We start from the raw sequence: 18292 nt of genomic DNA, 5'->3' as shown, positions 1-18292 counted from the left end.
TTAAGCTCCTACCTCTGCCAGAAAATCGTTTTTGGCGGACTGGTTTAACTGTAATTTGTCGAAGTATTGTGTGTATGAGGTCTGCTCTACGACCTTGCCGCCTTCCATCACAATGACCCTGTCAGCCAGGTCGAAATACTTATCATCGTGCGTAATGGCGATGACCAATTTCTGCTTTGCTTTGAGACTGGGTAAGATACGTTTATAAAAGACTTCTTTGAAAATTGGGTCCTGATCGGCGGCCCATTCATCGAACAAATACACCTGTTTGTCTTCTAAAAAAGCCACCAGCAAAGCGAGACGTTTACGCTGACCATCGGATAACGACACGGTAGAAAAATAACCGTCTTCTATCGTGACCTTGTGGTCCAGATGCAACAGCTTCAGATAATGCTGGATCAGCTCCATCGTCGCGTCATCCAGATCTTTAAGGATTTTTGCGAATAGGTAGTAGTTGGAGTAGATGGCACTAATCCCTTGTCTGTAGCTTTCGATGTTGGCATTGTTTAGTGCCGTATCATCGAAATAAATGTGTCCTTCAACCGCCTGATAGTGCAGCGTCAACAGCTTGCTGAGGGTTGATTTCCCGGAGCCATTCGAGCCAACAATAAAGACGATTTCGCCACGCTTCAGTGTCAGGTCGATTGGGCCAACAGCGAAGCCTGCCTCATCCTGATCACTGGGATAAGCAAATTCGACATTATCGAAGCGCAACGTCTGCCAGCTGGGTACGTCTGAAATCTGATAGTCAATTTGCTCTTCTGGTAGTTCATTGAGCAGCGTATTGAACTTCTTATATGAAATCGTCGCCATCATCATCTGAGGCAAAGCGTTCAGCAAGACTGCGATAGGGCCAGTCACGTACAATAGAGCCATGATCACCGCGACCAGTTCACTATTGCTGATGGAGTGGTAATTCACGAAAATAAAACACAGCGCGCCGATAACAAAGAAACAAATTAAATCACCAAAGTTGATGGTTGATATCAGCACAGATTGCGCGGCTTTCTCATTTTTAAGGATGTTCTTTTCGTTGCTCAGCAAAGCGTCCTGATGAAAATAAGCCCGCTTTTGCGCATCGAGCTTGAGCTCCTTTGCACCAGAGAGCAAACCATTCACCCCCTCCTGAATTGCATCCCGGTATTCTCGTGAACGCGTCAGCAGCTTATTGCCAAAATACATGGGGACTTGATACGCCAGGATGCCAAACGCAATGGCGATCATCACCATTTTAAATACTTCATCATTGAGATAAACCAGAAAGCCCAGCATACCAACCAGCGTCACCAGATTAATCAGCAATAAGGGTAATGCGCGTGCGCCATTAACGATCCTTGGTACATCCAGGTTCACTGAAGCAACCAGTTTAGACGAACCCATTTTCTCAATGGCATACAAAGGCGTTCTGGAAATTTTATCGTAAAAACTTACTCTGAGTTTTCTGGCAACATCCGTTGCAACCCGCTGTAGTAATATCTCTGACAGGCTTCTCATGATCAGAATGAATGTACAGGCCAGGAAAAACAACGCCGCCAGTTTATAGTTTGCCACTTCCAGCAACCCATATCGTGCATGGGGTACTTCAGCCAACTGCAATCCGGGTGTCGGGCTCTCAATACTCATCAGTACAAAGGGAATGAGCCCCGAATATAAAATCCCTGAAATGGCCCCCAGCAATACCGAGATAAACACACGGTTAGGGTAGCTCTCACTAAATAGTTTTAATAAATTCACGGTTTACTCCTGCCCTTTATTCGGGGTTAGCGTTAGCTTACGAGATGCCTCTGTGGGTGATTCAAATGACACATACTGTCCCTGGGCAAACAAGGTGATCATGTCATCATAATGCGCGCTGGCGACCTGGCCTGACTGCCCGGTGGAGTTCATAAACTGATAGCGCCCGCCCATATCAATCACCTGTCTGAACCCGGCACCATAGTTCTGAATAAAGCCATTGTCTTTTTCGTAAAAACCTGCCGCGACATTGACCGTATTAGTCGCACCGCCGGTCGCCATTTCTCGTGAGAACACCTTATTGAGGTGCTTCACCTTGCCAAACGGCATATGGTCATAGCGAGTCGTCTGAAACTTACCCCATTGCCAGTTATCTATTTCATCACCCTGTAACTTACTATTCAGGATTAGCGTTCTGTCCAGTGCCGAGAGTAATACTTCTTCACAGGACTCCGTTTCTATCGTATTGGTGTCGTCACATAACGGGGAGTTTTTCGCCAGCAGCTCAGCCAGCTGGTCGTAACTTACTCTGCCACGCAGACCCAGTAGCTGGCGTGTTGCCGCTTTCTCATTCCATGCCGGGATAAGCTCATCATTGAGTAAGACTCGGTAAATTTGCCTAGCCCAGGTATAAAATACAGTCGCGGCAATGCTGTCGCTGTGCGCCTCTCCTTGCCAGGCTTTCAGGTGGTCGAGTGCTTCTTGTTGCCACAGGTCTTCAGCGACAACCGTTTCCATCACGGCTTTTAACTTGCTCACCGTCAGGTCTTTAACATCCATTTGCATTTGTCTGATGTATTCCAGATCCAGTGACTGGGTATTCAGTAACTGTTCAATGCGCTCTGCTCGGGCAGGATCCGCAAAGCTGGAAGAAATATGATAAGGATAACCCGATTCGACATTCCGATTGTTGGCATTGATGATGTAACCACGTGGTGGATTAAACTCACTAGGCATCTCATCTTTGGGAATGAACCCTTGCCATACATCTCCCTCAGCACCCCGTTTAGTTGGTAAAATACCTGTGCCACGCTCCCGAACCGGAATATTACCCGCGCCGGTAAAACCGATGTTATCTTGCTTATCTGCATAAAACAGATTCAGGCTGGGTGATGCGATTTTATCCGCTGCCTGCTTGAACTGCTGCCAGTTTTGGGCATGATTAATGTGAAAAAAACCTTCATAGGTGGTGTCTTGTGCCTGCAATGCCGTCCAGCGCAGAGACACTGCCTGAGGCAAACCAGCTTTACTGATCACGGGACCGGTCAGCGTTTCTTTGATCTTCAGTTCAACATCCCGATAGGTGGGTTTAAGCAGACTCGGAAAATCACTTTTCACCTTGATATATTCAGTGCGCTCTGTAAAAGGTAGCCACTGTTGCTGGTAGCGATACAGCGTGGGGTCTTCCGGATGGATTTGCTCCATCACAAGGTCTTGCAGATCAGCCTCCATATTCGTGCCGCCCCAGGCAATATGATTGTTCTGACCAAACACAATGACAGGTAACCCGACTAAACTCATGCCCTGCAACTGAGAGTCTGGTAATTGCTGCGATACCGCATACCATAAAGAGGGAATTTGCAGACCCAGATGCGGGTCATTGGCCAAGATGGCACTGCCAGACGCACTTTTTTCAGCAGAAACCACCCAAGCGTTACTGCCTATGTGTTTACCGCCAATCTTATAATCCGTTTCCAATTGCTTAATCGTATGGTGTAACCCGGATAAGCTGGCGACCTGCCCATCGTCCAGGGACTCTGACGGTGCCAATTCAGACCCAAAGAACTCAGCAAACAAGGGTTTGGGTAACGTTTTTAATGCCACACTACGCTGGATTTCTTCCTCCAGGTTACCCGACATGCTGAGAGAGAACATTTTCATCCATGCCAGTGAATCTTCAACACGCCATGGCGCTGGCGTAATCCCCAGCAGAGTAAACTCAACCGGCAGTGTGGGCTGCTGACTCAGAAAGTCATTAACTCCAGCTGTATAAGACTGTAATGACGACAAAGCCTGCTCAGACAAATAGGTTTTGCTTTGTTCAGCTACCTCATAGAGCCCAAGCGTGCGGACCCATACGTCATAATTCACGCTCTCTTTGCCAAACACCTCACTCAACGTGCCAGCACTGAGTCGGCGTTGTAACTCCAGCTGCCACAACCTGTCTTGTGCATGCAGATAACCCATAGCAAAATAAACATCTGCCATTGAATCCGCCTCAATATATGGCACACCATGTGCGTCGCGCGTTACCGTTACCTGTTCCTGGACAGCAGCCGAGACCGTATTTGACCCCGCTTGCGGTAAAGCTGAAATGACCTGTTGCTGATATGCCACGTAAGCACACAATACCGACGGTGCCAAAATAAAGGTGCCAAACCGGCACAACAGAGGATGTCGTGTAAACCAATTTCTTATTTGCATGTATTCACTACCAACAGAAGTTTGAGATCTCATGCATGAGATCATTGCTACTGATTAAAACAAGGTTTAAGGTCGGAATGAGTCTCACGCTGACATCGACCGGATGTGCGTCAGCGTGAAGTCATTGTCAATTCAAGCTTGAGGCAAGGCCTTCCTGCTCAGAGGCAATCACCTGATGGCTTTCCACAAATGCTTTAATGTCAGCCATTAACAGCGAGCGTCTGCCCTCCTCTGAGATATAAACGCCTTCTCTCATATCTGCAGAGCCCAGGTTGTATCCCTTCTCAAACGCCCATTCAATGATGCTCAAATCAATATTCATACCTTCACTCCACCGCTTGTAAACTGCGCTTTAAATTTATTCTGCTGTGCTGTGCGTCGATTTAAGACTTCACACCAGAGCGATTACTTAGTATGGTTCACATGGTGCATCGATAACCCTTGAGTGTATACCTGTTAGATCTACCAACTAAGGTGTTCACCACTAACCTTAAGTGCAGTAAAAGGTTCCTAACCCTATGAATAAGCTAAAATTAGATCAGCTGATGCTGGCTAACGTGAACAGTCGAAAAGGGCTGAATTCTGAAACATTTGAGTACACCTCTTTATTCTTATCCTCTGTGACGCCCGATCCACACAATGCACGATTTCTGCCAGCCAAGTTCATGGAAGATGATCATGCAAGACAATTCACGTCACGCTGGCTCACCAAGAACCAGTTAGTTGAAATGTATGATGCGAAAGACCATGTACTAATAGGAAAGAACTGTATTGTAAACTGCTTTGCCTACGGCACGGCGCAGTGGAAAAAAGCGAACCAAACGCTGGAGTCCGTACTCGAACTCGCCGAAAACATCTCTGTTGCCGAGGTGATTCAGGTGCCGACCGTCTATCCATTAGAAGACGGCCAGTATCAAATACTTACTGGACATCGACGTTTTTTTGCCATGGTTTACAGCAACGGCTATGACTCAAGCGCCCAGTTTAAAGTGTATGACGCCAAACCACTGCTATCAAAAGTTAAACAGTTTCAGGAGAATGCCAGCAGAGACGACCTGCCTCAGTATGGCAAGCTCCAGGCTTTTCTCAGCGCGATGCAAGAATTAGAAAGCCTCAGTCAGGCAAGATTAAAAGTCGGTGAGAAAAAGCTAACGGTCAAAGAAATGGCAGCTAACTTAGGTATCTCCATGGGGAGCTTTGATAACTACAACGTCCTTACCCGCTATAAATGCGTGATTCAGGCATATGAACAGGGACTGGTCACGCTGCCTTTTATCAACGTTAAAAAAATCGTTAAACAGGTTGAGAATGACTATTACAGCGAGTTTGATAAAACCCTGCTAACCGTGACAGACAAAGCCGAGATCAATAAACGGATCCATGCCAAACTCACTGGGCAAAAATTGACGACCAAACCTAAGACAAAGGCGTTCAGGGTGAAACCCATTCAGCATGTGGAAACAATTAAAATGCTCCTGACCCACAACATAACAGAATTAGTGAATGAGGTAGATTGGCAGGCTGTGGACTGGAACAATCGAAAAGCCGTAACGGACACCCTGGCTAAAGTCATTGAGGTGCTGGACAGTAAAAGTAAAAAAACTGAAAGCTGATACTTTCAGAACATGCAATGACGCATCTTGCGCGAAACGTGACGTTTCTTTTGGCATCATTTTCAGGCTAAGAATGATTCGTGTATCGCAATAGTGCTCCCTGCCTTTGTTAAATACTGATGGTCGCTTAGCGGCCTTCGAAGCTGCCCTACCAAGATATTGTAAGAAATTATATATTCACCGCTACCACAACCTGCCCACCAGGCCATTCAATAAAGCAGAACAATCACATACCAATCAAGAACTTAAGAAAGCACACTTTACCTAAGCACTTTTTTAACATTGGCCGACATTGAAAACAACACTTGTAAATTAAAAAAGCCTTTCCATCTTTATGTTGAGTTTTTAAATGACTATAGATATAGTCTGAACGCTTGACATATTCCTAATAACAACAAATTCAGGACAATGAACGAAGTCAGCTTCTCTAGAACAGTTAAATCGATCACACTTGGATCCTGGAAACTTGACCCAAAGCGGCAGGTGCTCACTGACGGCGACATCGAAAAAGAACTCGAACCGCTGCTGTTTCGCATCATTAGTTATTTGATCTTAAATTCAGACACTATCATCACCCGACAAAATCTGGTGGACGACGTCTGGTGCCAAAAATATGTTGATGATAATGCAATAAACCGGGCCATCTCTGAACTCAGAAAAACCCTGAAATCAGAGAACCAAAAGGGCATTATCGTTAAAACTCACTATAGAAAAGGCTACAGCTTAGCCATAGAGCCATTTGTTGAGTACCACAAAACTGAATCAGCTGACAAAGCTAAACCCAGCCCTGCGGTAACAACCGACTTAAAAGCTAAAACAACACCAGCGGAACAACCAACAAAGCGGAAGAAAACGCCATGGGTTTTGGGTGCTGTTGCCAGTACCCTGGCAGCCAGTATCAGCCTCGCATTTATTAGCCAGGACAATGCGCAGCGCGACGTGTCAGTTAGCCCTATAGAAAAGCAAGTACAGGAAACGGTATTGTCCTGGGTCAACGGCAGGTATACCAGGCCAAATATCTCTCCCAATAAGAACTTCGTTGCCTTCTCAATTATTCAAAAGAATAGCCAGAATTATTCCCTGGTGGTAAAAACGCTGCAAACAGGTCACGAAAAGCGCCTGGCAGAAGAAGGAACAAACTACTTCCCTATCGGCTGGTCAGCAGATTCTAATAAAGTGTTCTATCGGGCCATTAACAATGAGCAATGCGAAGTGTGGCTGATCAACACCAGCTTTGACGGGACAAATAAATATTTGTTTGATTGTAGCTTGCAAGGCTTCACTGGTGCGGGTGTCAGCGATGGCAGACTGATTTATTCAAAGAGCGGTTATCGTAACAGAGATGAACTCGCCGCGCTTGCCAGCCGTGATATAGAAACAGGCCAGGAATTTCAAATTACATCACCAAATTTGAATTCATATGGGGATAGGTTTCTGACTTACATCTCTGATATGGAAGTTATTATTTTTGAAAGGCATCACTACCAGGGCAGTGAGCTATACATGACGGACCTGGACGGTGGTAATCAGGTCAAACTACATGATACCGATAATCGGATCTGGACCTTATCTTATGAAAAGAAAATTAATTCTTTGATTTGGTTAGATAATGTTGAAAATATTTTGTTTACTTATTCACTCGATAAGAAAACCATTACTTCAGCGGTTAAACTGCCAAATAATGTTAAATATGCCAGTAATCAGCCGCTATCTCACGATGCCTTACTTGCAGTAACCTATCCATTTTTACAGGATATATATAAATTAAGCACAGAGGGCGGCGAGCTGCAGCCTTTAGTTAAAAGCGAATATGATGACGTGCAGGCTTCAGACTTTGAAGACAGTGTGATTTTTTTGCGTCAGGAAGGTGGACTGCGCTCCATTTATCGAACTTTGCCTGATGGCCGGCACGAACCGCTTGCGCTTGAGGCGTCGACTTATGAATCAATTCATTATAGTGCGCAAAGACAAGAGCTATTACTCCACTACAAAGACAGGCTCGAAATCTATGATAGTAACACCTTGACGCTGACAGGCTCTATCAAGGTTGATGGCACCATAGTGTCGGCTGAATACCTTGGAGAAAATAACATCGGGTATACCGTTGTGGATGCAAGAACATTGAGAGGGAAAGCTTTTATGCATTCTCTGGATTCGGATAAGAGCATTCCATTACCGATTGAACGGCCACTGTGGTTTGGACAACTTGATAGTCAGTTTTATGCGAGTTTGTCATCACATGATGAAGTGTCTTTATACAATATCAATACAGGTGAAAAGACTGACAGAATTGAGCTGTCAAAAGCCAAATATAAGCACTCGATTGCTGCGGGTAACGGATCCTTGTATCACTCGGACGGTGAAACCGTCTTTAAGATTAATTTTGGCCATACAGAGCCCAGGCAGGAAATATACAAAATTGACAGCTCCAGCTATGTCATAGACAGAATCAGTTTTTCTCAAAAAACCAATGCACTTTACCTGGATATTATTGAAGTCGTTGAAAATCAGCTGGTCAAAGCACAAATCACCCCTACTAAATAATCTGGCGTACCGGGGAGGACACCTCCCCAGCCGGGAACTTTGATAAGCAACATTATGACACTCGCCAGTCATCGTCATTAGATCAGGTTGTTGATAATGCACTTTACGATGGCCTGTTGCCTGTTTGTGCTATCTGTTTTTACAATGCAATTAGACAAATGGAAATTCACTGTGCGCTCAGAGATACCTAGTATCTGGCTGATCTCCCATGACGTCTTGCCTTCACAAGCCCACATCAAGCAGTCTTTTTCACGTTTTGTAATATGTAACTTTTTATCCCGGCAGCGCAATGCAGCCTGAAGCAAATAAGGTGAAATAATCGTCCAGCACCAGTCAACAAACTCAATACTCTTCTGCTGGCAAAAGCTTTCAGGGATATCGAACACTAAGCCCCCGTAAATACCTGTCACACCACGCATAGGCATCACATACACCTGGCCTTGCTGGTTGCTATGATTAAGTATACTGTGTAGCGGCAGCAAGCGAATACCTGACTTACAGTGTTCATAGATCGCAGCATCTGACATTTCATTCGCCAGCTCAGCAGAAATCTCACCATAGACTTTCTCTTCATATGAGGAGGCAGATACCGGACAAAAGTCGATAAAGCCCAGGCAGTTATAGCCTGATTCCTTTGAAATGGACTTCAACGTATTTGTTAGTTCTTCAGCGATGTTTACTTCCTCAAATTTAGCAATCATCTGTTTTATTTCGTGTTGTGTGTCAAACAGGCCAAGGGTCGTATTTTGTTGCATTGTTAGCTCCTCAATTTGCGCCAAGTAAGCAGAGAATGTTCATTCATTTGATAGCACTCATATTGCCTCAGCAAATGCGTGCAATCAAATCACAAAGAAAACAAATATAACTAATAAAAACATAAGCTTAACTCCGTTTATTATTGCGAAATACCGGCTATATATTGATTAATACCACCCTACGGAGGGTCCCGTAACGTCTGCCATCACAACTTATTTGCTACTAATTTTTCCCACTTTACATACACACTAGTTGCGCCATAAATTCTGACCTTTTGAGCACGAGATTCTGCCAAACTGCGTTTGTTATGCAGGTCAAATCAACAGGCCAAATACGCATAGTGAAATGAGGGAGAAACACGCTAACTGTGGTAATTAAAAACCTGGCTTAATCAAGATGGTGTGAATAGCAGTCGCAACGCTGAGCGCTGGCTCAGGAAAAGTCTGAGTATTGCAAACTTAGGTCAACCGAACATACCCACATTAATAATCCGGCGGCGGCATGCACATACGAGATAATGATTCGAACAAAGTATATTGCACTACGCAAAGTTGCAGATCGAATGGATTTGCAGCCGGAGATCCGGCTGGATAAGTGGTTCAGTTGAGTATGTGGTTCGATTGGCTTTGCGATTCGATTGGCTTTGCGATTCGATTGGGTTTGCATTCGCCAGCTCAGCAGAAATCTCACCATAGACTTTCTCTTCATATGAGGAGGCAGATACCGGACAAAAGTCGATAAAGCCCAGGCAGTTATAGCCTGATTCCTTTGAAATGGACTTCAACGTATTTGTTAGTTCTTCAGCGATGTTTACTTCCTCAAATTTAGCAATCATCTGTTTTATTTCGTGTTGTGTGTCAAACAGGCCAAGGGTCGTATTTTGTTGCATTGTTAGCTCCTCAATTTGCGCCAAGTAAGCAGAGAATGTTCATTCATTTGATAGCACTCATATTGCCTCAGCAAATGCGTGCAATCAAATCACAAAGAAAACAAATATAACTAATAAAAACATAAGCTTAACTCCGTTTATTATTGCGAAATACCGGCTATATATTGATTAATACCACCCTACGGAGGGTCCCGTAACGTCTGCCATCACAACTTATTTGCTACTAATTTTTCCCACTTTACATACACACTAGTTGCGCCATAAATTCTGACCTTTTGAGCACGAGATTCTGCCAAACTGCGTTTGTTATGCAGGTCAAATCAACAGGCCAAATACGCATAGTGAAATGAGGGAGAAACACGCTAACTGTGGTAATTAAAAACCTGGCTTAATCAAGATGGTGTGAATAGCAGTCGCAACGCTGAGCGCTGGCTCAGGAAAAGTCTGAGTATTGCAAACTTAGGTCAACCGAACATACCCACATTAATAATCCGGCGGCGGCATGCACATACGAGATAATGATTCGAACAAAGTATATTGCACTACGCAAAGTTGCAGATCGAATGGATTTGCAGCCGGAGATCCGGCTGGATAAGTGGTTCAGTTGAGTATGTGGTTCGATTGGCTTTGCGATTCGATTGGCTTTGCGATTCGATTGGGTTTGCGATTCCGTTGAGTAGGTGATTCCGTTGAGTAGGTGATTCCGTTGAGTAGGTGATTCCGTTGAGTAGGTGATTCCGTTGAGTAGGTGATTCCGTTGAGTAGGTGATTCCGTTGAGTAGGTGATTCCGTTGAGTAGGTGATTCCGTTGAGTAGGTGATTCCGTTGAGTAGGTGATTCCGTTGAGTAGGTGATTCCGTTGAGTAGGTGATTCCGTTGAGTAGGTGATTCCGTTGAGTAGGTGATTCCGTTGAGTAGGTGATTCCGTTGAGTAGGTGATTCCGTTGAGTAGGTGATTCCGTTGAGTAGGTGATTCCGTTGAGTAGGTGATTCCGTTGAGTAGGTGATTCCGTTGAGTAGGTGATTCCGTTGAGTAGGTGATTCCGTTGAGTAGGTGATTCCGTTGAGTAGGTGATTCCGTTGAGTAGGTGATTCCGTTGAGTAGGTGATTCCGTTGAGTAGGTGATTCCGTTGAGTAGGTGATTCCGTTGAGTAGGTGATTCCGTTGAGTAGGTGATTCGGTTGAGTAGGTGATTCGGTTGGATAACAGAAAATGACACCAGGCTAAACAAAAACAGTTAGTTACTCATCGCGCCTGAAACTAGTTAACAGGCGTAAACGTTCCAGAGTTTGCGCATGCTCTCGCTACTCTGTCGGTTCGATCTATTTAAATCAACATGGATTTTCCAACAATGAAAAGGGTCCACAGCTTAAAAGTGGACCCATATGAGAAGCACGAATGCACGTGAAAAATGGCTTTATCAACGGCATACCAGCAGTACATGCGTTAACTGCCACAGAGTATACCTAAGGGTTATAAACAGGCCTGTATTGACTGATGCAGGGCAATGCTGCCCTCGCTGATGGTATGCTGCAACTGACTATATTCTTCTTTCTTTAGCTTCATTGAGACCAACAGACTGTTTTTTGCAATATCGTCCACCCTGACCTCAATAGGCCGTTCATCCGAGCACAACCATAAACGAGTCTTTGCTTGTATCTCACGGGCAAACTTCATACTTTCAATTTCTTGCTGCTCGAAGTAATGAGCGCCAAAAACTCGGTTACTTTGTACTCTCAGCAACAACTCGCCGGGTGCGAACACTTTACCGGGCACGACATTTGGATTTATATAGTCAACGTACCCGTTTTCGTTAGAGATCAGTGCTTTGGTTTTTTTACTGTCCTCAGAGAAATATTGAAGCATCATCTTTTTTTTGGCTACTTCACTGCCAACCTCAATAGCCAGCTCGACAACACGCCCATTCTCCCTGGAGTAATGATACTCACTGGCAGGCTCTTGCAATACCAGATTACCTGAAACAGACTGTAATCCGGCTCCCATTGCTAATACGAGATAGGATCCCATCAATTTATCAACTCCTGTTACGCTTTATACTCTAATTAACCAGTGATATTTTTAGGGTTAATAAATCCTACCTGAGTAATACTATGCGTATCTGTACCACCCGCAATAAACTTAGTCTGGCGATTATCTTTGATTTCTTTATTAGTAAGTTCTTTTAGTTTTTTTGTTTTAAGTTTAAGCATCGTGGCAATCTCTATTTAATGTTTATCTAATTAATTTTTAAAAGTTAAACACCGTTGTGGTGATGCAACTATCATTGACCAGCGACGCCAAAAAACCTAGTTATGAAACATTATTCTTAGAGATAACAAAACAACATAAACCACTGTTTTTTATACATATAAAAACTTATTACCCAGACCTTTTTGCATAGTAAGCTTTGTATTGGCCGATACTGAAAAAAGAGCAGAAAAAGCGAGCGAAGTCACGTATCAACACACAAAGAAACAAGCAAAATACAGAAAGAGCAAGCATGAAAAACCAGTTGAAAACAAAGTAAAGCCTACCATTTAAAAACCAGACCAGACAAAACCCACCCAAAATCAAAGGCGAGACAAAATAATAAAAGTATAAACACACTTAAATCAGGCGTTTTAAAATAAAAACGCTGGAAATAACCGAGCCCAGCGACACATGACAAAGTACATCACTTTCCGAACCGGTTAACTTTGTGCGTATTTACACATTCGAACCAAACGAAAGGAACAGATAGCATGTTCGACTCATGCTTGAAAACTGGGGTCAATGATCTCAATGAAACAGCCATCATGTGAAATGAACCTCCAGCCTGACAAACATTTACAGTGCGCTTCTCAGTTCGCCTTCTGGCATTAATTTACAACTGCTGAATTTCCGTCTTCGTTTAAGGCAGGTCAGGGCCTGACTTAACGTCTAATGCAACCCCTCCCATGTAATTACAAGCTCTAGCTATGTCGAATCGACTCCTATGCCGGATTGGTTCCTGTGTCCGGGGGATTCAGGTGCCGGGGGATTCAGCTGTCCAGGTGCTTCAGCTGTTGAGGTGATTCAGCTGTTGAGGTGATTCAGATGTTGAGGTGATTCAGATGTTGAGGTGATTCAGATGTCGAGGTGATTCAGATGTCGAGGTGATTCAGATGTCGAGGTGATTCAGGTGCCGGGCCGTTGCGGATATCGGGGTAGTTCAGAGATTGGCTTGAGTCCAGGCTCAGGTCCAGATGCAGGTTTATAGCTGGTACCTTTCATAGATATATTTGATATCCCTGAAATGGAAGAAGCAATGGTTGAAGGGTATGGTAAATATGTTGATGGCGACGTGACATTTGAAAACTAACAAATTGCTCAAGAGTGACGGTTAGGCTTTGATACTTTTGGTTCGGTGAAGTGCAGGGAGTACGTGGCTTTGCTCATGTTGCTCGGAGTTAGTCGCACCATAGCAAAGCGTTATAGCTCAGGAGAAAGTCATGTCTGGAGCGTCCATATATGTCACTTAAAAAATTGATGGCATTAACTGCCAAAGGAGAGTGTAGTGCATGAAGTAATAAGTAAGTTAAAACCGCTGAGTATCAAAGAAGTCTTTTTTGGTGCAAGTGGTTTTAATATTGTTGATGGATCTTCGATTAATAAACTCCAGTTAGGCTACAGTATTGACCCTGATGGTAACGACTTAACTGGTATGAACGAAGGGGATTGGCAGGATAGTTGGGTTGTTATAGGGACTGATACTGAAGTCGGAGATCCATTCTTCGTAGATATAAGTGAGTCATCGTTGCCAGTTTATACCGCAATGCATGGAAATGAATATTGGGAACCTGAGCTAGTTGCAACTTCTTTAACTTCTTTCTTAGAGTTACTTTCTTATCTGCATGGATTAAGTTGTACTAGCTCAGACTTGACCTGACAGTTACCCGTTTTTCAATCGGTGACTGTCAGCCTAGATTTGGGCTAAATTCTTTTCAACCCAGATCGATTTCCCATCTAATAATGTTTCAAGCGGCGTTCTTCCGCAGCATTTTTTACCTTGATGAGTTCGGTCATTATTGTAGTAATTTATCCACTCGTCCAGGTCCTTTTGGAGCTCTTCCAGAGAACTGTACAATTTTTTGCGAAATGTCACTTGGTAAAACTCTTGAAGTATCGTTTTGTGGAAGCGTTCGCAGATACCGTTTGTCTGCGGCGACATCGCTTTGGTTGTAGTATGGTCTATGTCGTTGATCGCTAGGTAAAGCTGGTAGTCATGGTGCTCAACCTTACCGCAGTACTCAGTTCCCCGGTCTGTGAGGATCCTTAACATGGGCAGCTCATGCTGCTCGAAGTAGGGTAAAACTCTATCATTCAGTAGATCTGCTGCTGTGATCGGTGTTTTAGTGGTGTAGAGCTTTGCAAAAGCGACTTTACAATATGTATCAACAAAAGTTTGCTGATATATACGGCCAACTCCCTTTAGGTTTCCGACATAAAAAGTGTCTTGTGAACCAAGGTATCCGGGGTGCTCAGTTTCAATTTCGCCGCAGGCTTCATCGTCCTGTTTTTTCTTCTCAAGGGCTGTTACCTGGGACTCTGTGAGAATGATACCTTCTTGCGCGACTTTAGCCTCTAGTGCTTTCAGACGTTTTTTAAAGTTTTCCAAGTCATGGCGCAACCAAATTGACCGCACACCACTGGCAGAAACAAACACGCCTTGTTTTCTCAACTCATTGCTGGCTCTGACTTGCCCGTGAGCCGGAAATTCAAGCGCGTAGGTGCAAACTGCTTTTTCAGTTTCTTCATCTACGCGATTCTTCAGGTTTGGTGCTCTACGCGATTTATCGATGAGTGCATCAATACCGCCTTCATCAACGAGCTCTTGATAACGATAAAATGTATCTCGCGAAACCCCCATCATTTTGCAGGCTTTAGATACGTTTCCAAGCTCTTCAGCCAGGTTGAGCAAACCAGCTTTGTGTTTAATGATTGGATTGTTAGTATGTAACATGAGAGTTACTCCTTAGTTGTTTTGAACAAAGATTCGACACCTTTATCAAAACGGGTAACTCTCAATTTTTCAAATCGAAATGTCAGGTCTAGTCGGAACTAATTCAGCTGAGTAAATTTGGTTAGGCTTCCCGATACAGCATGGTCTCTTCGGGATCCCCATCGAAGTGGTTCTGGTGTATTCATACAGCTCTATCTGGACATGTTCCTTCCACTCAATTTGGTGGTCTTGTACGCTTTAAGAACACGCACACGGCCCTCCCAAAGTGTACAAAGACTGACTATCGAACTTTAAAGTGTCACCTCAGGGCAGATAGGTCATTGCTGCTTTTTTACATCGTGTAAAGTGTACCGTGGATACGTTTGAGGCGATTGGCTACCCGGCTTTATAGCCAACCGACTGTGCAATGGCTTTTACTAACTGGCCAATCATATGCATTAATGAGCTTAAGGTTTAGGGATTTGTTGTGGTATCTACTTGTGTAATGCTATGTGTATCTATTTGTTGGGCAGCCCCGCCAGCGACAAGCTGCGTTTTACCAAGCGCCAGCTGCTCTTTTACAGTAAGGTTTTTTAACTTTTTGGCTTTCAACTTAAGCATGACCAGATTTCCCGTTGTTATCGCTATTTAGCTCTATCGTTTTCACCTTCGTGGTGACATGTTTAACCTTAGCGAATACCTTAGAAATACACTAATTATCAAACCTTATCGTTTTTCATAACAATTACCAGCAACCAATTGATTTAAAATGAAATAAAAATAAAAACACCGATTTTAAGACACATAACATTCAAAAAAGCTGCTCTTTCACAGCGTTTACCCTATGTTGAGGTGGTGGTTAAATCTGAAACCACCGCGTTTTTTCCTCAATACATAGTGCCGCAGAAACAAAAAAGGCGCCTGTTAGTGTGATTGCAATTTCACCATGCGCTTGTACTCGTTATGCCATACCTGCAGCTTTTAAATAGAGTAAAGGAAAGCGACAATGTGACGCCTAATGACCCGGCAGGCGCAATATCAGCACTGTATCAGGGAGGTGGACTTCTCCGTCTCACTGAATTACTTTCGCAACTATGGGTGAATGGACCATTGGATTGAGGTGTCTCGAGGCGCACGAGACAAAAGGCATAAAAAAATCCGATACCAGAATGCTGATATCGGATTATTTATTCAGTATTCAACGCTTGTCTGTGAGTACTGGCAGGAGAGGCTCAGGCACTCACAACTCGCAAGCGAGTACAGTCATTATTATTGCATCTCGTCGCTAAATTGCAGCGTTGGACGTACAACTTCAGCATCAGACTCCAGCGCACCTAACAGGGCTAGGAAGTTCTTATTCACCACTGACATAGTGATATTTTGCTTCTGCTGCGGCTCAACCTCACCGGTCACCTCTGCAACCGTCACGGCTTTCAATACCAATAACGCAGCATCACCACTGTTTAGCTCAACCAGGGCAGACTGCGTCTGCTCACTATCAGGGTGTGCCAGTTTAAATGCCTGTTGAACGATTTCTGGCGCAACGGTAAAGCTCTGGCGTTTTAGAGCTGCTTCCGTTTGTACTTCTGTTGATTCAGCCGCTGCGATTTCGCTCAGTGCTTTACCGTCTTCTAGCTGTGCATATAAGGTGTTAGCTTTCTCTTTGATTAGCTCAGACGCTTTTTCATTCTCAAGACGCGTTTTGATCTGTACTGTAACCTCTTCCAGAGGCTTCACGGTGGCTGGTTTGTGATCCAGAACACGGACAACAACAATATGCTCATTCCCCGCTTCCAGCACTTCTGAATTCACTCTGTCTTCGATCAATTCAGGTGTGAAAATAGCGTTCGCGATGCTTGGGTCATTTAACGGAGCTGGCAACGCCATGCGTGATACCAGTTCAGTACTCTTCAATTCGATGTCTGCAACAGCTGCTGCATCGTCTAATGAATCTGCCACTTCAAACGCCAACTCTGCGATTTGCGATTGTTTCTCATAAAATGCATTGGCTTTTGCGGTGCTTTCCAGCTCAGCACGCAATTCACTAGCCAACTCTTCAAACGCTTTTGACTGCTGCGCTTGTAAGTCAGTCAGCTGGATGATATGGAAACCAAACTCGGTTTCAACCACTGGAGAAAAATCACCGACGTTAGCAAGTGCAAATGCGGCCTCTTCAAACTCAGGCTCCATCATGTCACGCTCAATCCAATCCAGATCACCACCTACTTCTGCAGACGCAATATCGTCAGATTCAGCTGACGCGAGCTCAGCAAAATTTTTGCCTTCTTGTAATTGCTGGTATAAAGCATCCGCTTTTTGTTTTGCCGCTTCGGCATCTTCAGCACTTTCAATCAGGATATGTGCTACACGACGGCGCTCTTCTTCCAGATACTGAGCCTGGTTCTCTTCATAGTAAGCACGAACTTGCTCATCTGTCACAGGCTCATCCAAAGTAACATCGTCAGACTTCAGCTCAAGGTACTGCAATGCAATTTGCTCTGGCGCCTGAAACTGCTCCTGATTAAGCTCATAATAGTCAGAAATTTCTGCTTCAGTCACAGCCACTTCACCTTTCACGGTCTCTTTGCTCAGCAGCATGTAGTCGATGTCACGTGTTTGCTGTTGCAGTGCCAGTGTCTGCTTCAGTTCATTATCTAAAACGAAATCTGAGCCAGCAACCGCTGAAACCAACTGGTTACGAGTCATTTCTTCACGCATATACTCACGGAAACTATCTGGCTGGAAGTTCATCTGGCGGATCAGCTGCAAATATCTGTCATTGCTAAATTCGCCACCTAACTGAAAGTAAGGCAGCTCGAAAATCGCTTCCTTAACCTGTTCATCACTCACTCTCAGTCCTAATTCAATGGCTAACTGGTTTTGTAGTTCTTGTTGTACCAGACGGTCAATCACGCCACTGCGGATCTGAGCCATGTATGCAGGATCTGCTGAAATTTGTGTGAAATACTCACCAAACTGACGCTCCAGACGTGCACGCTCATTTTCATAAGCGCGGGAAAATTCCATTTGCGTTATCTTGACTCCATTTACTTCTGCTACGGCCTGCTCTGTGGTTTGACCTAGGTAACCACCGATCCCTGCCAACGCAAAAGACAAGATCACTACACCAAGAATAATTTTGGCTGCCGGGCCTTGTGAGCCTTCTCTAATCTTTTCTAGCATTTATTCTATCTCTTATCTAAGTCAAAGCACGCTCAGTACTTTGGGTTTATCTGCGTACCCAGAACCGCTGAATGTGACACACCAGCGTCCTGTCTCTGTACCTATTAATATGGATAAGCGCGGCGATTGCAAGCATCTATGTGCAGACTATCGAAGCGCGTATGTGATGTATCACGCTTAGCTTCATC

The 18292-nt window shown here is 44.3% G+C and carries 13 protein-coding genes; 3 read left to right on the top strand and 10 right to left on the bottom strand.

Annotation, left to right across the window (positions count from 1 at the left end; all coding sequences use genetic code 11):
- The 3 genes from PRUB_RS19565 to PRUB_RS19555 form a co-directional block, all read right to left on the bottom strand.
- Complete coding sequence (locus tag PRUB_RS19565) at positions 1-1734, bottom strand: cyclic peptide export ABC transporter (RefSeq protein ID WP_010387375.1); 1734 nt, start codon at positions 1732-1734, stop codon at positions 1-3.
- A gap of 3 nt (positions 1735-1737) precedes the next feature.
- Entirely contained in the window at positions 1738-4158 is a 2421-nt protein-coding gene (locus tag PRUB_RS19560; protein WP_021032953.1) for a penicillin acylase family protein, read from the bottom strand.
- Positions 4159-4285: 127 nt separating this feature from the next.
- Positions 4286-4480: a hypothetical protein gene (locus PRUB_RS19555; protein WP_010387371.1), complete on the bottom strand. Its 195-nt coding sequence runs from the start codon at positions 4478-4480 to the stop codon at positions 4286-4288.
- 196 nt (positions 4481-4676) lie between these two features.
- On the opposite strand from PRUB_RS19555, the gene PRUB_RS19550 reads away from it, so the two are divergent.
- Together PRUB_RS19550 and PRUB_RS19545 are read left to right on the top strand one after the other, a co-directional pair.
- Positions 4677-5771, top strand: a complete 1095-nt coding sequence (locus PRUB_RS19550; RefSeq protein ID WP_010387369.1) for a hypothetical protein — start codon at positions 4677-4679, stop codon at positions 5769-5771.
- Between the two features lie 408 nt (positions 5772-6179).
- Positions 6180-8315, top strand: a complete 2136-nt coding sequence (locus PRUB_RS19545) for a winged helix-turn-helix domain-containing protein (RefSeq protein ID WP_010387367.1) — start codon at positions 6180-6182, stop codon at positions 8313-8315.
- Between the two features lie 77 nt (positions 8316-8392).
- Here PRUB_RS19545 and PRUB_RS26630 read toward each other — a convergent pair whose 3' ends face one another.
- The 4 genes from PRUB_RS26630 to PRUB_RS19525 all read right to left on the bottom strand — a co-directional run bounded on the left by PRUB_RS26630 (position 8393) and on the right by PRUB_RS19525 (position 12171).
- Positions 8393-9070, bottom strand: coding sequence for a helix-turn-helix transcriptional regulator (locus tag PRUB_RS26630; protein ID WP_010387365.1), 678 nt, complete (start codon positions 9068-9070; stop codon positions 8393-8395).
- Between the two features lie 542 nt (positions 9071-9612).
- Positions 9613-9960 carry a hypothetical protein gene (locus PRUB_RS19535; protein ID WP_198452382.1) on the bottom strand — a complete coding sequence of 116 codons (348 nt, stop codon included), beginning with the start codon at positions 9958-9960 and terminating at the stop codon, positions 9613-9615.
- Positions 9961-11434: 1474 nt separating this feature from the next.
- Positions 11435-11989: a hypothetical protein gene (locus tag PRUB_RS19530; RefSeq protein WP_010387361.1), complete on the bottom strand. Its 555-nt coding sequence runs from the start codon at positions 11987-11989 to the stop codon at positions 11435-11437.
- Between the two features lie 35 nt (positions 11990-12024).
- Positions 12025-12171, bottom strand: coding sequence for a hypothetical protein (locus PRUB_RS19525; RefSeq protein WP_155946429.1), 147 nt, complete (start codon positions 12169-12171; stop codon positions 12025-12027).
- A gap of 1325 nt (positions 12172-13496) precedes the next feature.
- On the opposite strand from PRUB_RS19525, the gene PRUB_RS19520 reads away from it, so the two are divergent.
- Positions 13497-13868: a hypothetical protein gene (locus tag PRUB_RS19520; RefSeq protein WP_010386121.1), complete on the top strand. Its 372-nt coding sequence runs from the start codon at positions 13497-13499 to the stop codon at positions 13866-13868.
- A gap of 33 nt (positions 13869-13901) precedes the next feature.
- On the opposite strand, the gene PRUB_RS19515 is transcribed toward PRUB_RS19520, so the two are convergent.
- The 3 genes from PRUB_RS19515 to PRUB_RS19505 form a co-directional block, all read right to left on the bottom strand.
- Positions 13902-14942, bottom strand: a complete 1041-nt coding sequence (locus PRUB_RS19515) for an IS481 family transposase (RefSeq protein ID WP_198452353.1) — start codon at positions 14940-14942, stop codon at positions 13902-13904.
- Between the two features lie 453 nt (positions 14943-15395).
- Positions 15396-15542 carry a hypothetical protein gene (locus PRUB_RS19510; protein WP_155946403.1) on the bottom strand — a complete coding sequence of 49 codons (147 nt, stop codon included), beginning with the start codon at positions 15540-15542 and terminating at the stop codon, positions 15396-15398.
- A 648-nt stretch (positions 15543-16190) separates the two neighbouring features.
- The gene (locus tag PRUB_RS19505) at positions 16191-18104 is read right to left on the bottom strand and encodes a SurA N-terminal domain-containing protein (RefSeq protein ID WP_010386461.1); all 1914 of its coding nucleotides are present in this window, start codon (positions 18102-18104) and stop codon (positions 16191-16193) included.
- Between the last annotated feature and the right edge of the window lie 188 nt (positions 18105-18292).

This window comes from Pseudoalteromonas rubra, assembly GCF_000238295.3.
Classification (GTDB): Bacteria; Pseudomonadota; Gammaproteobacteria; order Enterobacterales; family Alteromonadaceae; genus Pseudoalteromonas; species Pseudoalteromonas rubra.
The sequence above is the reverse complement of the archived record's forward strand: the minus strand, read 5'-3'. Positions and strand labels throughout refer to the sequence as shown.